The following is a 22,100-nucleotide window of genomic DNA, read 5'->3' on the forward strand; positions in this document are numbered from 1 at the left end:
TGCCAGCTTCGAAAAAAGCTTATCGCCTATTGCCTGAAGCTTACTGCTTATTTATAATTCTGTTACTTTTTTTCCGATTTTATACACTGTTCCGACAAATTTTGCAATCAACTCTTCGTTTTGATTGGTAATTTTGATGTCGTAAATCGCTGTTTTTCTGGTATCGTTTACCAAAATGCTTTCTGCTCTGAATAGATCACCCTCTTTTCCTGCTTTGGTAAAATTAATGATACAGTTTAAGGCAACGGCTGCATCTCCTGAATTGTTAGACGAAAATGCCAGTGCAGAATCTGCAAAAGCGAATGTAACACCTCCGTGAACCGTTTTAAGCCCATTAATCATATCCTTTTTAATAGGCATTTCGATTAAACAATAATTTTCTCTCACTTCAATCATTTTGATATTCATCCATTGTGAAAAATAATCCTGATCGAACATGTATTCTGCAACCTGTCTTGGATTCATTCCTTAATTTACGTTGTTTATTTTATAGGTAGATATTTATTGTTTTTAGGTCATATATAATCTTCCTCATCAATATTAATCTTTACGAAACAGGGCAATTTCTTCATAGAGTTCATCAGCCAATTGGTCATAGATATTCATGGTTTTCCCAAAAATAATCTGCTCATAAGTAAGCTGTTCTGAATCTGAATCCGGTTTACTTTCATCATGATAAGGAGCATATAAATCAATTCCGAATTCATTGGCTAGTCTTTTGATCAGCTCCTTATATTTTTCATTAAATTTCCCTAACAATTCAAGCTTTTCTTGATCATCATCTATCAAAGAAAGTTCTTGAATCAAATATTCTTTTTCTATGAGAAGCCTTGTTTCTAATTCAGCTCTGAATGCGTCTATATCCATATTTTAATGTAAAAATGTAACAATATAACAGTTTACCAATGAGATTCTTCGCTTTGCTCAGAATGACAAATAAATTGCCACATTATTAGATTGGTATATTGTTACATTTTACGCAGTAACGGGCTTTGTCTGTATCTTTCTTCCTGATATTCTTCGTAAAGATTCTGTAACGTTTCGGAGATTTTAGCATATCCGATTTCTTTTCCCCATGCTAATAATCCTTTGGGATAATTTACGCCTTTCTGCATTGCCAATTCAAGATCTTCATCGTTGGCAATACCTAATCTTTTTGCTTCAACCGCTTCGTTGATCAACATTGATATAATTCTCAAAAATATTTGTTGAAAAAGAGTATCGTCTTTTTCGGCAACAGGTTTTTCTACACCTTCACTGTAATCGTAGAAACCTTTCCCTGTTTTTCTGCCATGAAGTTTTGCTTCAGACATTCTTTGCTGAAGAAGAGACGGTTTGTATTTCGGATCATAAAAATATTCGTTGTATACGGTCTTAGTCACCGAGAAATTCACTTCAACTCCGATTAAATCCATTAATTCAAAAGGTCCCATTTTGAAGTTTCCGATGGTTTTCATCGCTTCATCCACCTGTTCTACCGTTGCGATGTTTTCCTCAACAATCCTCAACCCTTCACCGTAGTAAGGACGGGCGATTCTGTTAACAATAAATCCAGGAATATCCTTTGCAATAACCGGAGTTTTCCCCCAATCTTTCATCAGACTGTAGATTTTTTCCGCTAAATATTTTTCGGTTAGTAAAGAAGGAATTACCTCAACCAATGGCATTAATGGTGCCGGATTGAAAAAGTGAATTCCGATGAAACGCTCCGGCTTCTGTAGCTCCGCACCAAGAGAAGTGATGGAAATGGATGATGTATTGGAACCAATTACGCAGGTTTCCGAAACGTGTTTCTCAAGTTCTGTGAAAACTTTGGCCTTGATTTCTTTATTTTCGATGATGGCCTCAATGATCAGTTCACAGTCTTTGAAGTCCTTCAATTCTGTAGCAATGGAAATATTAGATAAAATTTCAGTCATTTTTTCTGATGAAATTTTCTGTTTATCAACCAATTTGGTTAATGTTTTTTCCAAACCTACGGTTGCCGTTTCTACCTGTTTTGCGTTGGCGTCATATACCCAAACTTTGCATCCGTTCGTTGCTGCGACCTGTGCGATGCCGATTCCCATGGTTCCGGCACCGATAATTCCTACATTCATTTATTTGTAAAATGTATTTATGTAAAAAGTATTCATGTAAATATCAGATCCTAAGTTTAAATTTATTCAAAATCCACATCAGAATCATGAATACCATTTACATGAACACTTTAATACGAAGTTTATTTCCCTTTATATTCAGGTTTTCTTTTTTGTAAAAAGGCATTGACACCTTCAATAAAATCTTCTGTTTCTGCGGCTTCCTGCTGTAAATCTCCTTCTAATTCTAACTGTTCCTTCAAAGTATTGTTGTAAGAGGCTGCAAATGCTTTTTTAGTTAATTTAATGGCAGCAGTCGGCATATTTGACATTTTCTCCAAAATTTCCATTGATTTTGAATTGAATTCTTCCTCATTGAAAACTTCTGCCACCAAACCATACGATTTGGCTTCTTCTGCAGATAATTTTTTTCCGGTAAAAGCCAGATAATTGGCCAGCTGTCTTCCCAATAGTTTAGGCAAGAAATACGTTCCGCCTGTATCAGGGATTAATCCGATATTGGAAAATGCCTGGGAAAAATAGGCTTTATTGTTTGCTAAAACAAAATCACAGATCAAGGCAAGCATGGCACCAGCTCCTACAGCAGGGCCGTTAACCAAAGCGATCACAGGCTTTCTGCATTTTGTAATTTCCGTAACCAGCGGATTGTAATAATCTACTACAATTTTCCTGATGATATCCTGATCATGATGTTCTTTACCTGTTACAAAAGCATCATCCAGATTCTGGCCGGAACAAAAAGCTCTGCTTCTACCAGAAATTGCCACACACCTTACTGTTGGGTCGTTGCTGCATTCATAAACGAAATCTTTCAAATCGGCCAATGAAGGTTTTGTTAACGCATTCATAGTTTCAGGCTGGTTGAGGTAGGCAATTTTCAGCTTTCCGTCAAAATGCGATTCAATATCAAGTTGTGTATACATAGTTTTAATTTTTATAATAATGTACCAATTTACGCATAAAAATGCAGCAATATACCAGTTTACCAGTGTAACAATATTTACAGCATTTAAAATTGTTACATGATTACATTTTTAGATTGTTATATTAATTCTAATGGCATTTAAAATAATCAAACGGCTCCAGACAGTCTAAACATTGGTAAGAAGCCTTACACAAAGTAGACCCGAACCTGCTGATCTGTTTTGAGTTCATCGAGCCGCAACGGGGACATTTTTTCGGTTTACCGATGTGATGTTCGTCTGCGCCTTTTTCCGGCGGGGTAATTCCGTATATCCTAAGTTTTTCTCTCGCTTCATCCGTCAGCCAGTCTGTTGTCCAGATCGGAAACATTTTGGTGACTACTTTCGCCTCCCAACCATTTTCCTTCATGATCTTGATGATGTCTTCCTCGATGGTAAACATAGCGGGACAGGCAGAATACGTCGGCGTAATGGTAACCTCGACAGAATTCGAACCTGTCACCTTCGCATCTCGTACAATACCCAATTCCACGATATTGATCACCGGGATTTCCGGATCGGGAATGTGTTCTAATATTTCTAAAGGATTTTTCATAATTAATTTGAAAATTTGAAAATTTGGGTAATTTGAAAATTTAAAGCACTCGCCCATTTTCAAATTAGCATATTTTCAAATTAACTCATTGATTTTTACCAAGTACACCCCGGATATGCTCTCTGCATATATTGCAGTTCGCAAAGTATAAACCCGAAATATTCCGTATGGTAACCCGTTCTTGATTTTGGCTGCATAAAAGGATTGGCAGGATATTCTAATCCAAAATCTACAAAATCTTTTTTCGTGATGGATAGAAAATCGTCATACAAAGCCTCAACATTCGGAGCAATATTCAAAGCGATCAAATCATCTTCACCTTCTACCTTTGAGAAAAGACTTTTTGTATATTCCCAGATATTTTCTATTGATCTTTCTACACGCATTTTGCTTTCTTCAGTTCCCTGTCCGAAAATTTTCATCCAAGACGCAGCGTGCGTATAATGATACCTTACTTCTTTTAAAGATTTCTGAGCGATAGCAGAAAGTTCCTCATCTGCAGAATTTGATAATGCCTCGTACATCAGTTTCTGATACACAGAGAAAACATATACTTTCAAAATCGTCTGTGCATAATCTTCGTTGGGAAGTTCTGTCCAGTGCGCATTTACATATTCGTGTTCGTATCTTAAAAATGCCAAATCATCTTCACTTTTTCCGTTATCGATTACTCTTGAAGCATATACATAAAAGTTATTGGCCTGACCAAGTTCATCCAATGCAATGTTGGTCAATGCAATATCTTCCTCAAGGTAAGGACCTTCACCGCACCACGCAGACAAACGCTGTCCCATAATGAAACTGTCGTCTGCCAATTTTAATAAATAATTATATAATGGGTTCATTGTTTTTTAATTTGAAAATTTGAGAATTGGTTAATTTGAAAATTAAAGAATTGCCTTAATTGAAAGTTTGTGAATGATTAATGTGATTATGGTCATTTCCAAATTTTCAAATTAGCACATTTTCAAATTATTAATCTACATATTTTTTACATCATTCGGAATGTCGTAGAACGTCGGGTGACGGTACAATTTGTCGTCAGCAGGATCGAAGAATGCTTCCTTATCTACCCCTTCCGAAGTCACAATATATTTACTGGGAACCACCCAAACGGAAGTTCCTTCTTTTCTTCTGGTATACACATCTCTTGCATTCTGCAAAGCCATTTCTGCTGTTGGCGCCTGTACAATTCCAACATGTTTGTGGGACAATCCCGGTTTAGTCTGAATAAACACTTCCCACATATCTAAATTTGCCATAATTAATTTGAAAAATTAGGTAATTTGAAAATTTGAGAATTAGGCAATTTGAAAATTAATTATGGCATTTTCAAATTAGCATATTTTCAAATTAGCACATTATTATATTACTTCTTTTTGTTGTTTTTCTGCAAAAGCCACCGCCGCTTCTTTTACCCAAGAATTCTCCCTTTGCGCTTTTCTTTTGGTTTCAATACGTTTCTTGTTTGCCGGACCGTTTCCTTTTAAGATTTCCATGAACTCATCCCAAGGAAGTTCTCCGAAATCGTAGTGTTGTCTTTCCTCGTTCCATTTTAAATCTTTATCCGGAACGGTTAATCCTAAGAATTCAGCCTGGGAAACGGTAACGTCGATAAATCTCTGACGAAGACTGTCATTGCTTTCTCTTTTCACTCTATAATTCATCGAGATTTTAGAGTTTGGCGAACTGTCGTCATTTGGACCGAACATCATTAAAGCCGGCCACCAGAACCGGTTTAACGAAGCCTGAGCCATTTCTTTCTGCTGTTTTGTTCCACGGCAAAGCGCCATCAAAATCTCATATCCCTGTCTTTGGTGAAAAGATTCTTCTTTACAGATTTTCACCATCGCTCTTGAGTAAGGACCATAAGAATTCCCCATCAGCATGACCTGGTTCATAATCGCAGCACCATCCACCAACCAGCCGATGGCTCCGATATCTGCCCAACTTAATGTCGGATAATTGAAAATACTTGAATATTTTGCTTTTCCTTCCAACATATCTTCGTAAGTGGTGTCTCGATCCGCTCTGATTGTTCCGTTTCCTAACGTTTCAGTAGCGGAATACAGGTACAAACCGTGACCTGCTTCATCCTGAACTTTAGCCAAAAGAGCCATTTTTCTTCTGAGTGAAGGTGCTCTGGAAATCCAATTGGCTTCAGGCAACATTCCAACAATCTCGGAATGGGCGTGCTGTGAAATCTGACGAACCAATAATTTCCTGTAATCATCAGGCATTACATCTTTCGGTTCTACTTTATTTTCATCGTGTACGTATTGTACAAATTTTTCTAAATCCATTTTTTTTGTTTTTTGTACTAAAGTAAAATGTCGGTTGTACAATGTATTTTCGATGTACTTTTTACATTATACATTTTACATTTTACAAAAAATTAAACATCATAATTAAGCATCACCACATTCGTTGTCGGGTGGCACTGGCAGGTAAGAACATAACCTCTGGCTACTTCTTCTTCGGTAAGCGCGTAGTTTTTTTCCATGAAAACTTCTCCTTCGAGAACTTCCGCTTTACACGTACAGCACACTCCTCCTTTACATGCAAAAGGCACAGGAAGATTGTCTTTTAATGCTTTATCTAAGATACTTTCTTTTTTGGAATTCAGGTGGAACGAATATTCATCATCATCAATAATGACCGTTACCATACTTTCAATATTTGCAATGGCTTTAAATTCGTCGCTCATTTCCTCCGTATTTTCTTCATCCGGAGCGGTAAAATATTCAAATAAAACCTGAATGGCAGGTACTTTTTTGTCTTTCTTTAGATAATCAGAAATTCCTTTGATCATTTCAGAAGGTCCACAGATAAAATAAGTAGCTTCCTTAACGTCAATATCAGTATATCTTTCAAACAAATGATCTAATTTTTCAGGAGAAATCCTTCCTTCAAAAATAGGATCCTTATGCTTTTCACGGCTTACCAGATAAACCACTTTCAGCCTGCCGTTGAACTTTTCCACCAAGGCATCAATTTCAGCCCTCTTCATCACATGGTTCATGCTTCTGTTGCTGTAGAACAGATAAGCGTTGCTATCAGGCTCCTGATATAAACTCTCTTTAAGATTGGAAAGAATCGGGCTGATTCCGCTTCCTGCTGCCAGGCCTACATAGGTTTTCACATTCGTAGGATGATAAGACGTATTGAAACCGCCCATCGGAGGCATCACTTCCAGTACTTCATCCATATGGAGGTGCTCATTAAAATATCCGGAAACCTTTCCGCCTTCCAGAAGCTTAACCAATACTTCCAGCGTGTTGCTTTTTTCACTCGGTGCATTGCAGATCGAGTAAGAACGGCGTTCTTCATTCCCGTTAACCATGAGTTTAAAGTTAAGGTACTGACCTTGCTTGAACCTGAATTTGTCTTTCAGTTCTTCAGGAATTTCCAATGCAACATTAACGGCATCGTTGGTATCTTTCTGAACCTTTACCGTTTTTAATTTATAAAATGAATTCATTTTGCTTTTAGTATTCTGTTAATCTTTCCGCCTTCGCATTTAGGCAGACTGTCCTGAGCATGTATTTTTATGGTGGTAGTAATTCCTACTCTTCTTTTTATTTCGTTTTCGATGCTTTTACCAAAGTTCTCCGTAAAATTTAAATATTCACCGGAATTAATCGTTAAGTTTTCCGCTGTCACCAATTCATCATCAATTTCGACATCAATATGTAATGCCACGCACATCTGCTCTTTTTCAATCGGTGTTAAATAATAGTTCGGCACCACTCCTTTTATGTGAGAAAACACTTCTTCAATCTGGCTTGGATAAATATTTACCCCTCTTACGATCAGCATATCATCTGCCCTGCCAAGAATCGGTTTCATTTTAACCATAGTTCTTTTAGCATTTTTGTCGTAATACAAACTTGTGATATCGTTCGTCCAATACCGTAAAAGCGGCATTGCTTTTTTCGTTAAAGTCGTAATCACCAAGACACCTTCTTCTCCAAATGGAACTGGTTGTTTTGTAATCGGATCTAAAATTTCAGGGTAGAAATGATCTTCCCAAATGTAAGATCCTCCTTTTTCCTCAAAATCCTCCATGGAAACTCCGGGTCCTATAATTTCACTTAAACCATAAATATTGGTCGCATGAACTCCTAATTTTTTTTCAATATGATGTCTGATCAATTCCGTCCATGGTTCCGAACCTAAAACGGCATACTTCAAACTGATTTCGTCTGCGGAAATTCCTCTTTTAGAAAATTCATCAGCAATGGTCAAAGCATAAGAAGGTGAGCAGCAAAGAACTTCCGGCTGGAAATCGATAATTAAATCCACCTGTCTGGTGGTCATGCCTCCTGAAATAGGCAGAACACTCATCCCCAGTTTTTCAGCACCGTAATGAAGGCCGAGACCACCGGTAAAAATACCGTAACCGTAAGCATTGTGCAGTTGCATTCCAGGTCTTGCTCCGGCTGCATGTAATGACCTTGCCACAACTTCACTTAATAAGTCGACATCTTCTTTGGTATAGCCAACTACCGTCGGCTTCCCTGTAGTACCGCTTGAACAGTGAATCCTCTGCAATTCATTTTTAGGAACGGTAAATAATCCGAACGGATAATAATCTCTTAAATCCTGCTTGTACGTAATCGGAAGTCTGGAAATATCTTCTATGGATCTTATATCGCTGAGCGACAATCCGGATTCAGTAAATTTTCCTTTGTAAAAATCAGATTTTTCCTGAAGATAGACAACGAGGTTCACCAATCTTTCCGACTGGAGCTGTCTCAATTGATCCAATTGCAAATATTCAACAGAAAAATCCATAACCAACTAACTAACATTTGTTAGGTGTAAATTTAAAAAGATTCCGGGACCTGGCAAAATTTTTATGATTTTTATCACTTATCAATTTAAATATAAGAAATATTGCTTAAGCATTTTTTTGATTTCCCAAAAGCCCGAAAAGCACTTTATCTCTGATCTCATCGGTAATTTCAGTGGTGGATTCAGTATTTCTTTTGAACCAGAAATATGAATTATTTAAAGTATGAAGGATAAATCTTGTATTAAAAGCAGGAGATTTCAGTTCCCAGTCTTCTGCTGTATAGATCTGAGAAATCAGTTCTTCAACCTCCTGCTGATAGTTTTTCCTCAGTTCTATAAATTCAGGCAGCCGTTCTTCCAGGTGTTTCCATTCGTTGGAATAGATATGGGTTACATCACGGTTTTTAAGAACAACGGAAAGATGTTTATCAATAAATAAATTCAGCTTTTCTTTAGGGGGAATATCCGTAATCTTCACTTTCTGAAGCTCGGTAAAGAAATCATTGGCAATTCCGAAACAGATCCATTCCAGAATTTCTTCCTTGGAACGGATGTGTGCATACAAAGAAGCAGCTTTGATATTCAGCCTGGTTGCCAAATCCCGTACAGAACTGCCCATATACCCTTTCTCTTTAAAAAGTTCTACGGCAATCCCGAGTATTTTTTTTTGTTTTTCTTTTAATTCCATCAATGTCCGCAAAAGTAATTATTTTGATTTTAATATTCTGATTTTGAGCGAATGATTTTTAGAGATAAACCGTAAACCATGTTTCCTTATTGTTGTGACGATCTTTCAGTTAATTTCCATGTATTCTACAAAAAGAGGAAAATCTGTCTTTACAACATCATTTCAAAATACAGATTTCGGAAAATTTGTCCTTTATTTTTAAAAAATAGATAATTGAATACTTTTTGTAATTATGTATTTGAATTAAATGATTGAATCAGATCAAGGACATCAGGCTTCATACAATTTAATTTGATTTTAATATAAAGTCTTAGGTATGGTCTGGAATCTGATGTCTTAATCTGAAATAAACAAATAGCAAATCAAAAAAATAATACACATATGAATCTTAACCAATATACCGTAAAATCACAGGAAGCCATCCAGGCTGCGCAACAGGTCGCCATGGAATTCGGCAATCAGAATATAGAACCTCAACATCTTCTGGAAGGGATCTTTCAGATTGATGAAAATATATCACCTTTTTTATTAAAAAAATCTGAAGCCGATGCTGCTTTGGTAAGGGAGCGCAACCGGGAAAATCTGGAAAGACTTCCGAAAGTACAGGGTGGGAACATCTACCTTTCACAATCCGCAAACAAAGTATTGCTGAATGCCCCGAACATTGCAAAAAAAATGGGCGATGAATTTGTTACTATCGAACATCTGTGGCTGTCTCTTATAGAAACCAGTTCCGAAGTTTCAAAAATGCTGAAAGATATGGGCGTGACCAAAAGTCTTTTGGAAGGCGGAATTAAAGAATTAAGAAAAGGAAGCAAAGCAACTTCTGCCAGCTCAGAAGAAACATATCAGTCTTTAAACAAATATGCAAAGAACTTTAATGAGTTAGCTGCTGAAGGAAAATTGGATCCTGTAATCGGCCGTGACGAAGAAATCAGACGGGTTCTGCAAATTCTTTCAAGAAGAACAAAGAACAATCCTATCCTGATCGGGGAACCGGGTGTTGGTAAAACTGCCATCGCGGAAGGGATTGCCCACCGGATTATTTCCGGAGATATTCCTGAAAATTTAATGGATAAAACATTGTATTCATTAGATATGGGAGCTTTAATTGCCGGAGCAAAATATAAAGGTGAATTTGAAGAGAGATTAAAATCCGTTGTGAATGAAGTTATAAAATCTAACGGACAAATTATTCTTTTCATTGACGAGATCCACACGTTAGTAGGAGCCGGAGGCGGCGAAGGTGCAATGGATGCCGCTAATATTTTGAAACCGGCACTGGCAAGAGGAGAATTAAGGGCTATTGGTGCCACTACATTGAATGAATACCAGAAATACTTCGAAAAAGACAAAGCTCTGGAAAGACGTTTCCAAAAAGTGATGGTGGAAGAACCGGATACGGAATCTGCTATTTCAATTCTACGGGGTATTAAAGATAAATATGAGGCTCATCACAAAGTAAGGATCAAAGATGAAGCGATCATTGCAGCGGTGGAGATGTCCCAACGTTATATCTCAGACCGCTTCTTACCTGATAAAGCCATTGACCTTATTGATGAGGCATCAGCTAAGCTTCGAATGGAGATTAACTCGAAACCGGAAGAGCTGGATGTTCTCGACAGAAAATTAATGCAACTGGAAATTGAGCTCGCAGCCATTTCAAGAGAAGGGAACCAGACGAAAATTGAACATTTAAAAGAAGATATTTCTAAAATTTCCGAAGAACGGAATGAAATTAACGCCAAATGGTTAAAAGAAAAACAGAAATCTGAGGACTTAACCCAGATTAAAAAGGATATTGAATCCCTTAAACTGGAAGCTGAGCGTGCATCAAGAGCAGGAGATTATGCGAAGGTTGCCGAAATTCAATACGGGAAAATAAAAGAGAAAGAAGACGCTTTGCAGACCCTTGAAATAGAAATGCAGAACCATCAGAACGAATTAATTAAAGAGGAAGTAACCTCAGAAAATATTTCGGAAGTCATCGCCAAATGGACAGGAATTCCTGTTACAAAACTTCTTCAGTCCGAAAGGGAAAAGCTGTTACACCTTGAAACCGAACTTCATCACAGAGTAGTAGGTCAGGATGAAGCCATTCAGGCTGTCGCAGATGCGATCAGAAGAAACAGGGCCGGATTAAGCGACGAGAAAAAACCTATAGGATCATTTTTATTCTTAGGAACAACAGGGGTCGGTAAAACGGAACTGGCTAAAGCGTTGGCTGAGTTTTTATTTGATGATGAAAACAACATGACGAGAATCGATATGAGTGAATATCAGGAAAGACACAGCGTGTCTAGGCTTGTTGGAGCACCTCCGGGATACGTAGGATATGATGAAGGTGGACAATTAACCGAAGCTGTGAGAAGAAGGCCTTATTCCGTCGTGCTTTTAGATGAGATTGAAAAAGCGCATCCCGACGTCTTCAATACCTTATTACAGGTTTTGGATGACGGCCGCCTGACAGATAATAAAGGAAGAGTCGTAAACTTTAAAAACTCGATCATTATTATGACTTCGAATTTGGGTTCACATATCATCCAGGAAAATTTTGAACATATTACAGAAGAGAATCAGGACAAGATTGTTGATAAAACTAAAATTCAGGTTTTTGATTTGTTGAAACAAACCCTTCGCCCGGAATTCCTGAACAGAATTGATGAAACGGTATTGTTCCAGCCTTTACGCAAAAAAGAAATCGGAAAAATTGTTACGTATCAACTGAGAGGATTTAATGATATGCTGGCCAAAAGAAATATTATCATGACGGCAACGCAGGATGCTCTGAATTATTTGACCGATAAAGGTTACGACCCTGTTTTCGGGGCAAGGCCACTGAAAAGAGTGATCCAGCAGGAAGTCCTCAATAAACTGTCAAGAGAAATTCTTGCAGGGACAGTAAATGACGGTGACAGAATCACGCTGGATTATTTTGAAGAAACAGGTTTGGTTTTCAGGCCTGCTGAATTATAAGTAGTTTTTTTCATATATATTATTTTGTAATAAGTGCCGCAGACAAAACCTGCGGCACTTATTTTATTTATAAACGTATCACAAAAGGATAATATCCTAAACAGCAGTTTCAATCAATCATACGTTTTGTACAAAAATCATCAGAATAAGGCATTATTTCATAACATATAATCACATAAAACATAAAAGTATTATTGAATGAATAATAAAATAATTCAACAATTAAGTGAAATACTTGCATATGAAGTTCAAATAATTTAATTTCATCATCGTAACAAAATATATGTATATGAAAAAATTATTGTTCGGAGCTCTTATGCTGAGCTTCATGTCTGCCTGCACCAGCGACAACATTTCAAACCAAAATGAAGAACCGGATAATCTTACTGCGGTACCAGTAGGATCCGCATTACAGAGAGGCTGTGCTTCCGAAGAAGTCAGGAAGATAGCCCTTCAGAAAAGCTCTGAGCTCAGACAGAAATATTCAGAATTGGAATCTAACACTGAGAAATTTGAGAATGACCTTAAACTCGGAAAAGTATTGTCTGATGGTACTGTAGAGATTCCTGTAGTGGTGAATGTGTTATACAGGACTTCCACTGAAAATATTTCAGATTCCCGTATAGCAGAACAGATTGCTGTTTTAAATGCAGATTATGGAGGCACTAATAGTGATGCTTCTAAAATTCCTACTGCATTTCAAGGAATCAAAGCCGGTGACGTTAAGGTAAGGTTCAGATTGGCAAATACGGTAAGAAAATCGACTACCAAAACCAGCTGGAGTACTAATGATGCGATGAAGAAAGCATCCAGCGGAGGGATTGATGCCACCAGCCCATCCAATTACCTGAATATCTGGGTCATAGGGAACATGGGACAAACATTAGGTTATGCGACGTTTCCTGAATCTTCCGGATTATGGAATGACGGAGTCGTGATTGCAGCTCCATATTTCGGGAAAACAGGCGCTTCATCTCCTTTCAACCAGGGAAGAACAGCTACCCATGAAGTAGGGCACTATCTGAACCTTAGACATATCTGGGGAGATGCCAACTGCGGAAATGACCTGGTATCGGATACCCCTACCCAAACTTCAGCCAATTACGGAAAACCAACCTATCCGCTTTATAACACCTGCAGTGGCGTGCAGAGATCCGTTATGTTCATGAATTATATGGATTATGTAGATGATGCTGCCATGTTTATGTTCTCTGCAGGACAAAAAACAAGAATGCAGTCTGTCGTAGCTTCATCGGGTGCCAGATCAGGACTAAGAATTTATTAATCTTTTCATTTTTATAATTAAAATTGCGGCTGTTTCAAAATTGAAACAGCCGTTTTTAATTAAAGGATTTTCTTATTGTCTGCCGGAGTATAATCCATAAAAAGGCCGCCGTCAAGATTCACAGACTTTACTTTTTTCCTGATCGGGACCGTCAGCATGGCTTGCTTCTGATCTTTTTCCCAGACAGATGGTGAAAAATGCAGTTTTTCAGTTGCTCCGTCGTCATAAGTAATTTCTGCATCGAAAGGAATAGCAAAACCTCCCACATTATCAATGTGCACGGTAAGAAGATCATTCATCTGGGAAGTGCCTGAAATTTTAAGGTCAATATAATTATTGGTATAAAACCAATTATTAAAGAACCAATTCAAATCTTTTCCCGATCCTGTATTCATGGAATTAAAATAATCCCAGGGCACAGGATGCTTTCCATTCCAGTTATTCATATAATAATGCAGTGCTTTTTTAAACAGCTCATCTCCCAGATAATCTTTTAAAGCCAGATATGACAACGAAGATTTCACATAAGAATTGTTACCGTATCCTGCTCCGCTCACCTGGGTACTCATGGTAATGATCGGCTGGTCCTGCTCTGCAGAAGGATCATTGATCCATCTTTTCACTCTGAAATTCTGATAAAATTCTTTTGCTTTTGCCTCGCCGTTTTCATCAATTCCGATCAGATATTCCAGCGTAGTCGCCCAGCCTTCGTCCATAAAAGCATATCTTGTTTCATTGATTCCCATATAGAAAGGGAAATAAGTATGTGCAATTTCGTGATCTGCCGTAAGTCTCGAATCCTGAAAGTCATCAGGAATACTGGTATCATTGATCATCATCGGATATTCCATATCTGCATATCCCTGAATAGCCGTCATTACATTGTATGGATACTCCACGCCGGGCCAGTTTTTAGAAAACCAATCCAGATTATACCGCATCCACTCTACATAATGTTCAAAATCTTTGGCTCCGGCTTTATATCCGGCCTGAACGCTTGCTCTTTTGGTCTTGAGCTGTACACTTGCTGCATCCCACACATAATGATTGCTCAAAGCAAAACAAAAATCGGTAATATGGCTGGCTTTGAATTTCCATACATTCCATTTATTTTGTTTCGTCACCTTTCCTGACTTCATTTCATGCTCAGAAGCCACATGAATAACTTTATCGCTTTTTAATGAAGCTTTATATCTTTTTAAAAATTCAGGCTGAAGTACGGCATCAGGATTCAGGAAATCTCCTGTCGACCAGACAACATAATTTTTCGGAGCGGTAATGGCAAAATTATAATCATTAAAGTCATTATAAAATTCCTGCCGGTCCGAATGAGGGATCATATCCCAGCCGTTGTAATCATCATATACTGAAATTCTCGGGAATGAATATGCAACAAAAAAGGTTTCAGGATCGATCTGTCCTTCGCGCCCGCTTTGTACGGAAAGCGGATATTCCCATTCTATTTTGACTTCCGCTTTTGTCTTGGATTTTAAAGCGGTATTAAGCTTTACTTTTTCTACGGTTCCCCAATCATCCGTATTTACTGTATATTTTTCACCATTCACAATGAACGATTTAATATGTAAACCTGATGACAAAAAATCTTTTGAGACCATTCCTGATCTCGGAGCCTGCGGCTTATGCAGATTGTTGACAAACCTGATTGCCAGTTCATTCAGGTTGTCAGGGCTGTTATTGCTGTATATGATCGTTTCTTTTCCTGAAACGGTTTTTGAAGCAGCATCGACCTTTACCTCAACATTATAAATCCCTTTATTCTGCCAATATTTTTTTCCCGGTGTTCCTGACAGGTCGCGTGTTCCGTTTTCATATGCTTTTTTGATATTTCTGGGCATATACAGTTCCTGAGCGAACGAATGCCATGAAGTAAAGAGCAATAAACCCAAAGCCAATTTTCTCATTGAAATCTTTGTTATAATATGTATTTAATTTAACATAAAAATAAGAAAAAAACGGCAATGCAATAACGGCCGCTTTCAATTTTTATCTTGTCTAATTTAAGAAAACAATATGGTTAGTTTTTAAGTTGAAGTTCTGCCAAAACCGGAAAATGATCCGACGGATACAGCAGGTTCTCACGCCTGTCATTAATGTGCCTGTGAGACTTAATGGTAAATCCTTTCGTAAAAATATAATCAATCCGGTCTTTTGGAATTTCATTGATATTGAAACCGGTGAATGTTCCTTTTGGACCGTAATGTTTGGTTTCCGAATGGTAAAATGTATCCTGTAGATTTTGCGACATGATTTTAATAGGTTCTGAATCTTCAGTTAAATTAAAATCGCCGCTTACGGTTACCGGCAGATTCTTAGGATTGATTTCTCTGATTTTTTTTAAAATCAGTTCTGAAGATTTTACCCGGGCCATCTTTCCGATGTGATCAAAATGAAGATTCAGCGCCATGAATTCTTTTTTTGATTTTTTATCTTTAAAAACGGCATAGGTGCAGATTCTGTTTAAAGCGGCATCCCAGCCTCTTGAAGGTTTTTCAGGGGTTTCCGAAAGCCAGAATGTTCCTGATTTCATCACCTGAAGCCTGTGTATGTCATAAAATATCGCTGAAAACTCTCCTTTTTCTTCACCATCATCTCTGCCGACACCGATGTAATCGTAATTTTTCAATCCGTTTTTAAGATCTTTCATCTGCTCAGGAAGTGCTTCCTGAACGCCAAAATAATCCGGGTGATAATACGTGAGCAAATCTGCAACATCCTGTTTTCTGTTTGTCCAGGAATTTTCCTTGTCAGAATCTACATTCAGCCTGATATTGAAACTCATTACCTTTAAGTCCTGTGAAAAATTCAATACAGAAAACATCAGGAATACAATTGAACATCTCAAATTCATACTCTTTATTTTAATTAATAAGAAAGCAAAAATAAGGCTTCTGCATCAGAGGATCATAATGAATATGCCGTTTATTATTAAGTTAAGTTCATAATAAACTCCGGAATTTCTGGAGTTTTCAGTAATTATCTCAAAGAAAATCTATTCTCTGGTAAATTTAAACGATCTTCCTCCCTGCATAAAAGTAATGGTTTTTTTATCCTGGCTGAAGGTCATTGAAATCTGTGCCTGGTCGAACGTAAAAGTATTGTTTCCGTTATATTCCAAAGGAAATTCGGGCTGCCCCGTTCCCTGTCCGAAAAGCTGATTATTCCTTTCTGAAAAAGTGATTTTCAAAGGAATTTCCTTACTGGCGAATGTTCCTGTGAAATCTTTGGCATTAATTTTCTCTACGGGTTTTGCATCTGCAGAAGTCCATTTATTGTTCTGGATATTGACATCCGGAATCTGCGAATCAGGATCAAGCTTCACCTGCTCAATCTCTTTGGCAGAATCGATTTTGAATGTCCATTCCGTATTTCTTTTCCAGATTTCGATCGGAAGTTTTACAACCTGTTCTGTACCATCTCTGAATTTTATCTGAACCGTAGTAGGCATAGGCAGCTGGCCGATATTTTCAACCGTAATCTGAGCTCCGTTTTTAAAATCTCCATTGACATATTTTACATTTTTCACAGCCTGGTCGATCTTCCATTTATTGATAAACCATCCTCTCCAGAACCAGTTCAGTTCTTCTCCGGAAACATTCTCCATGGTATGGAAGAAATCCCAGGGAGTAGGATGCCTGAAGGCCCAGCGCTGAATATAGGTTCTGAATGCTTTATCAAATTTCTCCGGTCCTAAAATAGATTCTCTCAACATTCCAAGCCCAAGCCCCGGTTTATAATAGGCCAGAATCCCGATGCTGCTTTCCTTCATATTGTCCGGGCCGACCATGATCGGCTCAAAGCCGTCGTTCATCAGAAAAGCTCCGGTCTGCGCTATATTTTTCTTCCGGTAATATTCTCCTTTGTTAAATGCTTCTGTTGAAAGTTCATTGATAAAAGTATTAAACCCTTCATCCATCCATGCGAAAAGCCTTTCATTAGACCCTACGATCATCGGGAACCAATTGTGTCCGAATTCGTGATCTGTAACACCCCAAAGTTCTTCGCCTTTAGAAGTCATATGGCAGAAGACAATTCCCGGATATTCCATTCCGCCTTCGTTACCGGCAACATTGGTCGCCGCGGGATAGGTATATTCATACCATTTCGACGAGTAATGTTCGATGGCTGCTTTTGTATATTCTGTTGATCTTCCCCAGGCTTTTTCCCCCGCACTCTCTGCAGGATAAGCTGAAACTGCCAATGATTTTTTTCCGCTCGGGAGATTAATTTTTGCAGCATCCAGTATAAATGCTGCTGAAGACGCCCAGGCAAAGTCCCTTGCCTGAGTAATCTTAAACTTCCATGTCTTTGTTCCTGACTGCTGATTTTTGCCTATTTCAGATTCAGAACGGATCATGACTGTTTTATCACTTTTTTTCGCCTGTTCCCAACGGTTATTTTCTTCTTTGGTATACACTTCTTTTGCATTGAGCAATTCTCCTGAAGCCACCACATAATGGCTGGCCGGAACTGTGATGTTTGCCGTGATATTTCCATATTCCAGGTAAAATTCAGAAGCGCCCAGATAGGGCATCGTATTCCATCCCGATACATCATCATATACACACATTCTGGGATACCATTGCGCTATCGTGAAAATTTTCCCGTTTTTTGTATCTTCTATTCCCATCCTGTCGGAACCGTATTTCGGGGAAAGAAACGAATATTCTATTTTAATTTTCGTCACGCCGCCCTGCGCTTTCAGCTCAGAAGGAAGATCGATCTGCATTCGGGTATCAGTAATGGTATATTTAGCTTCTTTACCGTCAAGCTTAACTGATTTTATCTTATATCCGCCTTCGAATTCCTCTCCATGTGATCCGTTACGGCTACCGGACATGGGAACTACAGCATTTCCTCTTGAATCTTTTTCAAATAAGTTCTGATCCAACTGCAGCCATAAAAATCCCAGCTGATCGGGACTGTGGTTTGTATATGTGATTTCAGTGGTTCCTGTAATTTCATTTTTAGCCTCATTGAGGCTTACATTCAGATTATAATCTGCAGAATTCTGCCAGTACGCATGTCCCGGCTGGCCGCTTGCGGAACGTGTAGCTGTGCCGGTCTGGGTATAAAAAAATGGCTTAAAAGCTTCTACATAATCATATTTAGGAGCTTCCTGTGCATATGCGGCCTGTGAAAAAAACATTACGGCACATGCTGAGACAAGGATTGGGAATTTAAATTTCATTAAAATTATTTTATATTTGTGTCATAGCTGAAGAGGCTACCGCAATCAGTACATCACGGCAGCTTTAATGGTATAAAAAGAATCAGTTTGATTTTTTCGCTTTAATCATGGTTTCCAGTGCATCCCACATTTCCTGCGGAATATCTTCCAGCATATTAAATTCGCCGGCTCCCTGTAACCATTCCCCGCCATCAATCGTTACAACTTCACCATTGACGAAGGATGAAAAATCTGAAACCAGATACGCAGCAAGATTGGCCAGTTCCTGATGTTCCCCGACTCTTTTGAGCGGATTTTTTTTAGCTAAATCGAACTGGTCTTTCATATCTCCGGGAAGCAATCTGTCCCATGCTCCTTTTGTAGGGAAAGGCCCCGGTGCAATGGCATTAAAACGGATATTGTATTTTCCCCATTCCACAGCCAGAGATCTTGTCATAGCCAGAACTCCCGCCTTGGCACATGCTGACGGAACTACATATGCAGAACCTGTCCAGGCATAGGTAGTAACAATATTTAAAACGGTTCCGGGAGTTTTTGAATCGATCCAGTGTTTCCCAATGGAAAGCGTACAGTTTTTAGTTCCTTTCAGTACAATATCCAAAATGGAATCAAATGCAGAATGCGTTAACCGTTCTGTCGGTGAAATGAAGTTTCCTGCTGCATTATTTAAAAGAATATCAATTTTTCCGAATTCCTTTAAAGTGGCTTCCTTCATGGCTTCCACTTCATCCCAGTTTCTTACGTCACATGCCACACAAAGAACTTTTCCACCGGTCTGTTCTTCCAGTTCTTTCGCAGTTCCCTGTAATTTATCCAGATTCCTGGAGGTAATTACTACTTTTGCTCCCAATTCCAGGAAATATCGGGTCATGGCTTTTCCCAAACCGCTTCCTCCTCCTGTAACAATTGCTACTTTATCTTTAAGTGCGTCTTCTCGCAGCATTGGCTGTGTATATACATTCATACTATTATTGTTTTAGTAAAAATAGGGTTTTTAGTTATTCAGAAAGTTATAAATCATATGTATAAAATAAAAAATTGGGTTATCATTTTGGGTTTCGGCGGCGAAGTCGCCGAAACCCAAAACGAAAATAAACAGGAATGCATTTTAAATTTAACTAAATTTAAGACTTAAAAAATTGATCATTCATGAAAAGGCCTTCAATTCCTGTATTTATATTTCTTTTATTTTTAAGTGTGTATGGAAAAGCCCAGCGCTTTGAAAAACTCTGTCAATATGTAAATCCGTTAATCGGCACTGAAAAAATGGGACATACGTATCCCGGAGCAACGGTTCCTTTTGGAGCTGTACAGCTAAGTCCGGAAACCGATACGATTTCTTATGAAATGAACGGAAAATACAATGGTGAGGTTTATAAATATTGTGCAGGTTATCGGTATGAAGATAGAACAATTGTTGGATTTAGCTCAACGCATTTCAGCGGGACAGGACATTCTGATTTGGGGGACTTCCTCATCATGCCTACGGCAGGAAAATTACAATTAAACCCCGGAACGGCAGGTCATCCTGAAAGCGGCTACAGAAGCATGTTTTCCCATCAAAACGAAAAAGCTGAAGCCGGACATTACCAGGTAAAGCTGGACGACCACAATATCCTGGCAGAATTAACCGCAACAACCAGGGTCGGTGTACACCGGTATACATTTCCGAAGTCGGACCAGGCACACATCATTCTGGATCTTATGTCAGGAATTTACAATTACGACGGTAAAAATATCTGGACCTATGTACGTGTCGAGAATGGGAATACAGTTACCGGCTACCGGCAGACTAATGGCTGGGCAAGAACAAGGACAGTATATTTTGCCATGAAATTCTCGAAACCCTTCAAATCATACGGACAGAAAAGCTATGATGGGAAACAGGTATACAACGGATTCTGGAGAAAATTTGACCAAACAAAAAACTTCCCTGAAATCGCAGGAAAAAATCTGAAAATGCATTTTGATTTTGACACCTATGAACATGAACCAATTGAAATCAAACTGGCTATTTCTCCCGTAAGCCAGGCCAATGCATTGGAAAACTTAGAACAAGAAACCGGAAATTTATCTTTTGATCAGGTTAAAGCAAAAGCCCAGGAAGACTGGGACAGGGAACTAAATAAAATTGTTATTAAAGGCTCTGACAGCCAGAAGATAAATTTCTATACGGCGATGTATCATACTTTTATCAATCCGACAACTTACATGGATGTTAACGGAGAATATAAAGGCTTAGACCAAAACATTCACAAAGCAGAAGATTTTACGAACTACACAACATTCTCTATTTGGGACACCTATCGTTCGCTCCATCCCTTTTTTAATATCATTCAGCCGAAAAGAAATAATGACATGGTAAAATCGATGATGGCCCATTACAATCAGTTTTCGATGAAAATGTTACCGATCTGGTCCCATTATGCCAATGATAACTGGTGCATGAGTGGCTATCACAGTGTAAGTGTGGTTGCCGATGCAATCATTAAAGGAAATTATACCGGCAATGCAAAAGAGGCATTACTGGCCTGTATTGAAACTGCTAACAAACGTGATTATGAAGGCATCGGACAATACATAGATTCAGGCTATATTCCTGCGGAGAAAAACGGAACGTCGGTATCCAATACATTGGAATATGCCTATGATGACTGGGCAGTTGCACAGCTGGCAAAGCATTTGGGTGAAATGGAAATTTATAATCAATTCATCAAACGTTCTGAAAACTGGAAAAATAATTTTGATAAAACAATAGGGTTTATGCGGCCTCGTTTAGCAGACGGAAGTTTTAAAAAAGACTTTAATGCCTTAAGCACACATGGACAGGGCTTTATTGAAGGGAATTCGTGGAATTACAGTTTCTTTGTTCCTCATAACCCGGACGAGCTGATCAAAATGATGGGCGGAAAGAAAAAATTTGCTTCAAAACTGGACAAATTGTTTACCATGCATTTGCCGGACGAGTTTTTTGCAGACACTGAAGACATTACGCGGGAAGGAATTATCGGTGGATATGTTCATGGGAACGAACCGGCCCATCATGTAGCCTATCTCTACAACTGGGCAGGTCAGCCCTGGAAAACCCAGTCACAGATCAGAAAAATTTTAGACATGCAGTACAAAGAAGCACCTGACGGTTTGGGTGGAAATGATGACGCAGGGCAAATGAGCGCCTGGTATATTTTAAGTTCGCTTGGTTTTTATCCGGTGGCTCCTGGCTCTGAAGATTACGCCATTGGAAGTCCGGCAATTGAAAATACTGTTTTACATTTGGAAAACGGGAAAATATTTGAAATTGAAGCCATTAATCAAAGCCCGAAAAATGTTTATGTAGAAAAAGTTCTTTTGAATGGAAAAGAAATTAAAAACTTTATCCTAAAACATACTGATCTTATGAATGGTGGAAAATTAAGCTTTTACATGAGTTCAAAGCTTAGGAAATAGATATTAAAAACAGCAATCCGTATTTTGCATACGACAATCTTTGTTTTGCATACACCCGGTTTTTAAATTCTTCTGAATTTT

At 38.3% G+C, this 22,100-nt stretch carries 18 protein-coding genes; 3 read left to right on the forward strand and 15 right to left on the reverse strand.

What is annotated here, in order from left to right:
• Window positions 1–51: 51 nt before the first annotated feature.
• From MKJ01_RS10690 to MKJ01_RS10740, 11 genes are all read right to left on the reverse strand, one after another.
• Entirely contained in the window at window positions 52–465 is a 414-nt protein-coding gene (locus MKJ01_RS10690; protein WP_241613981.1) for a PaaI family thioesterase, read from the reverse strand.
• Window positions 466–540: 75 nt separating this feature from the next.
• Complete coding sequence (locus MKJ01_RS10695) at window positions 541–867, reverse strand: hypothetical protein (protein WP_241613979.1); 327 nt, start codon at window positions 865–867, stop codon at window positions 541–543.
• Between the two features lie 101 nt (window positions 868–968).
• On the reverse strand, window positions 969–2,099 hold the full coding sequence (locus MKJ01_RS10700) for a 3-hydroxyacyl-CoA dehydrogenase NAD-binding domain-containing protein (RefSeq protein WP_241613977.1): 1,131 nt from the start codon (window positions 2,097–2,099) through the stop codon (window positions 969–971).
• A gap of 122 nt (window positions 2,100–2,221) precedes the next feature.
• Window positions 2,222–3,022 (reverse strand): enoyl-CoA hydratase/isomerase family protein, encoded by an 801-nt coding sequence (locus MKJ01_RS10705; protein WP_241613974.1) that lies wholly within the window; start codon window positions 3,020–3,022, stop codon window positions 2,222–2,224.
• Between the two features lie 130 nt (window positions 3,023–3,152).
• Complete coding sequence (gene paaD, locus MKJ01_RS10710) at window positions 3,153–3,617, reverse strand: 1,2-phenylacetyl-CoA epoxidase subunit PaaD (RefSeq protein WP_241613972.1); 465 nt, start codon at window positions 3,615–3,617, stop codon at window positions 3,153–3,155.
• A 95-nt stretch (window positions 3,618–3,712) separates the two neighbouring features.
• Window positions 3,713–4,462 carry a 1,2-phenylacetyl-CoA epoxidase subunit PaaC gene (paaC, locus tag MKJ01_RS10715; RefSeq protein WP_241613968.1) on the reverse strand — a complete coding sequence of 250 codons (750 nt, stop codon included), beginning with the start codon at window positions 4,460–4,462 and terminating at the stop codon, window positions 3,713–3,715.
• 135 nt (window positions 4,463–4,597) lie between these two features.
• A complete protein-coding gene (gene paaB, locus MKJ01_RS10720; protein WP_039364405.1) occupies window positions 4,598–4,879 on the reverse strand; it encodes a 1,2-phenylacetyl-CoA epoxidase subunit PaaB in 282 nt (93 codons plus the stop codon).
• Window positions 4,880–4,981: 102 nt separating this feature from the next.
• Window positions 4,982–5,920 (reverse strand): 1,2-phenylacetyl-CoA epoxidase subunit PaaA, encoded by a 939-nt coding sequence (gene paaA, locus MKJ01_RS10725; RefSeq protein ID WP_241613956.1) that lies wholly within the window; start codon window positions 5,918–5,920, stop codon window positions 4,982–4,984.
• Between the two features lie 92 nt (window positions 5,921–6,012).
• The gene (locus MKJ01_RS10730) at window positions 6,013–7,098 is read right to left on the reverse strand and encodes a 2Fe-2S iron-sulfur cluster-binding protein (RefSeq protein ID WP_241613953.1); all 1,086 of its coding nucleotides are present in this window, start codon (window positions 7,096–7,098) and stop codon (window positions 6,013–6,015) included.
• A complete protein-coding gene (locus tag MKJ01_RS10735) occupies window positions 7,095–8,414 on the reverse strand; it encodes a phenylacetate--CoA ligase family protein (RefSeq protein ID WP_241613951.1) in 1,320 nt (439 codons plus the stop codon). Before MKJ01_RS10735 ends, MKJ01_RS10730 begins: the two co-directional genes overlap by 4 nt.
• Window positions 8,415–8,520: 106 nt before the next feature.
• Window positions 8,521–9,102: a TetR/AcrR family transcriptional regulator gene (locus tag MKJ01_RS10740; RefSeq protein ID WP_241613942.1), complete on the reverse strand. Its 582-nt coding sequence runs from the start codon at window positions 9,100–9,102 to the stop codon at window positions 8,521–8,523.
• Between the two features lie 381 nt (window positions 9,103–9,483).
• Between MKJ01_RS10740 and clpB the strand changes: the two genes are divergently transcribed.
• Complete coding sequence (gene clpB / locus MKJ01_RS10745; RefSeq protein ID WP_241613931.1) at window positions 9,484–12,078, forward strand: ATP-dependent chaperone ClpB; 2,595 nt, start codon at window positions 9,484–9,486, stop codon at window positions 12,076–12,078.
• Between the two features lie 289 nt (window positions 12,079–12,367).
• On the forward strand, window positions 12,368–13,363 hold the full coding sequence (locus MKJ01_RS10750) for a zinc metalloprotease (RefSeq protein WP_241613930.1): 996 nt from the start codon (window positions 12,368–12,370) through the stop codon (window positions 13,361–13,363).
• A 59-nt stretch (window positions 13,364–13,422) separates the two neighbouring features.
• On the opposite strand, the gene MKJ01_RS10755 is transcribed toward MKJ01_RS10750, so the two are convergent.
• The 4 genes from MKJ01_RS10755 to MKJ01_RS10770 all read right to left on the reverse strand — a co-directional run bounded on the left by MKJ01_RS10755 (window position 13,423) and on the right by MKJ01_RS10770 (window position 19,536).
• Window positions 13,423–15,285 carry a M1 family metallopeptidase gene (locus MKJ01_RS10755; RefSeq protein WP_241613928.1) on the reverse strand — a complete coding sequence of 621 codons (1,863 nt, stop codon included), beginning with the start codon at window positions 15,283–15,285 and terminating at the stop codon, window positions 13,423–13,425.
• 113 nt (window positions 15,286–15,398) lie between these two features.
• Window positions 15,399–16,232, reverse strand: coding sequence for an endonuclease/exonuclease/phosphatase family protein (locus tag MKJ01_RS10760; protein ID WP_241613926.1), 834 nt, complete (start codon window positions 16,230–16,232; stop codon window positions 15,399–15,401).
• 141 nt (window positions 16,233–16,373) lie between these two features.
• Window positions 16,374–18,572 carry a M1 family metallopeptidase gene (locus tag MKJ01_RS10765; RefSeq protein ID WP_241613924.1) on the reverse strand — a complete coding sequence of 733 codons (2,199 nt, stop codon included), beginning with the start codon at window positions 18,570–18,572 and terminating at the stop codon, window positions 16,374–16,376.
• Between the two features lie 82 nt (window positions 18,573–18,654).
• Window positions 18,655–19,536, reverse strand: coding sequence for an SDR family oxidoreductase (locus MKJ01_RS10770; RefSeq protein ID WP_241613923.1), 882 nt, complete (start codon window positions 19,534–19,536; stop codon window positions 18,655–18,657).
• A gap of 185 nt (window positions 19,537–19,721) precedes the next feature.
• Between MKJ01_RS10770 and MKJ01_RS10775 the strand changes: the two genes are divergently transcribed.
• The gene (locus MKJ01_RS10775; protein WP_241613921.1) at window positions 19,722–22,019 is read left to right on the forward strand and encodes a GH92 family glycosyl hydrolase; all 2,298 of its coding nucleotides are present in this window, start codon (window positions 19,722–19,724) and stop codon (window positions 22,017–22,019) included.
• Window positions 22,020–22,100: the final 81 nt, after the last annotated feature.

Source organism: Chryseobacterium sp. SSA4.19 (assembly GCF_022601875.1).
In the GTDB taxonomy this organism is placed as follows: Bacteria; Bacteroidota; Bacteroidia; order Flavobacteriales; family Weeksellaceae; genus Chryseobacterium.

Coding starts and splice junctions, on each gene's coding strand:
- MKJ01_RS10735 (WP_241613951.1), bottom strand. CDS start 8,414: ATGGATTTTTCTGTTGAATATTTGCAATTGGATCAATTGAGACAGCTC.
- MKJ01_RS10755 (WP_241613928.1), bottom strand. CDS start 15,285: ATGAGAAAATTGGCTTTGGGTTTATTGCTCTTTACTTCATGGCATTCG.
- MKJ01_RS10695 (WP_241613979.1), bottom strand. CDS start 867: ATGGATATAGACGCATTCAGAGCTGAATTAGAAACAAGGCTTCTCATA.
- paaD (WP_241613972.1), bottom strand. CDS start 3,617: ATGAAAAATCCTTTAGAAATATTAGAACACATTCCCGATCCGGAAATC.
- MKJ01_RS10740 (WP_241613942.1), bottom strand. CDS start 9,102: ATGGAATTAAAAGAAAAACAAAAAAAAATACTCGGGATTGCCGTAGAA.
- MKJ01_RS10705 (WP_241613974.1), bottom strand. CDS start 3,022: ATGTATACACAACTTGATATTGAATCGCATTTTGACGGAAAGCTGAAA.
- MKJ01_RS10730 (WP_241613953.1), bottom strand. CDS start 7,098: ATGAATTCATTTTATAAATTAAAAACGGTAAAGGTTCAGAAAGATACC.
- MKJ01_RS10765 (WP_241613924.1), bottom strand. CDS start 18,572: ATGAAATTTAAATTCCCAATCCTTGTCTCAGCATGTGCCGTAATGTTT.
- MKJ01_RS10750 (WP_241613930.1), top strand. CDS start 12,368: ATGAAAAAATTATTGTTCGGAGCTCTTATGCTGAGCTTCATGTCTGCC.
- clpB (WP_241613931.1), top strand. CDS start 9,484: ATGAATCTTAACCAATATACCGTAAAATCACAGGAAGCCATCCAGGCT.
- MKJ01_RS10700 (WP_241613977.1), bottom strand. CDS start 2,099: ATGAATGTAGGAATTATCGGTGCCGGAACCATGGGAATCGGCATCGCA.
- paaA (WP_241613956.1), bottom strand. CDS start 5,920: ATGGATTTAGAAAAATTTGTACAATACGTACACGATGAAAATAAAGTA.
- MKJ01_RS10770 (WP_241613923.1), bottom strand. CDS start 19,536: ATGAATGTATATACACAGCCAATGCTGCGAGAAGACGCACTTAAAGAT.
- paaB (WP_039364405.1), bottom strand. CDS start 4,879: ATGGCAAATTTAGATATGTGGGAAGTGTTTATTCAGACTAAACCGGGA.
- MKJ01_RS10775 (WP_241613921.1), top strand. CDS start 19,722: ATGAAAAGGCCTTCAATTCCTGTATTTATATTTCTTTTATTTTTAAGT.
- MKJ01_RS10760 (WP_241613926.1), bottom strand. CDS start 16,232: ATGAATTTGAGATGTTCAATTGTATTCCTGATGTTTTCTGTATTGAAT.
- paaC (WP_241613968.1), bottom strand. CDS start 4,462: ATGAACCCATTATATAATTATTTATTAAAATTGGCAGACGACAGTTTC.
- MKJ01_RS10690 (WP_241613981.1), bottom strand. CDS start 465: ATGAATCCAAGACAGGTTGCAGAATACATGTTCGATCAGGATTATTTT.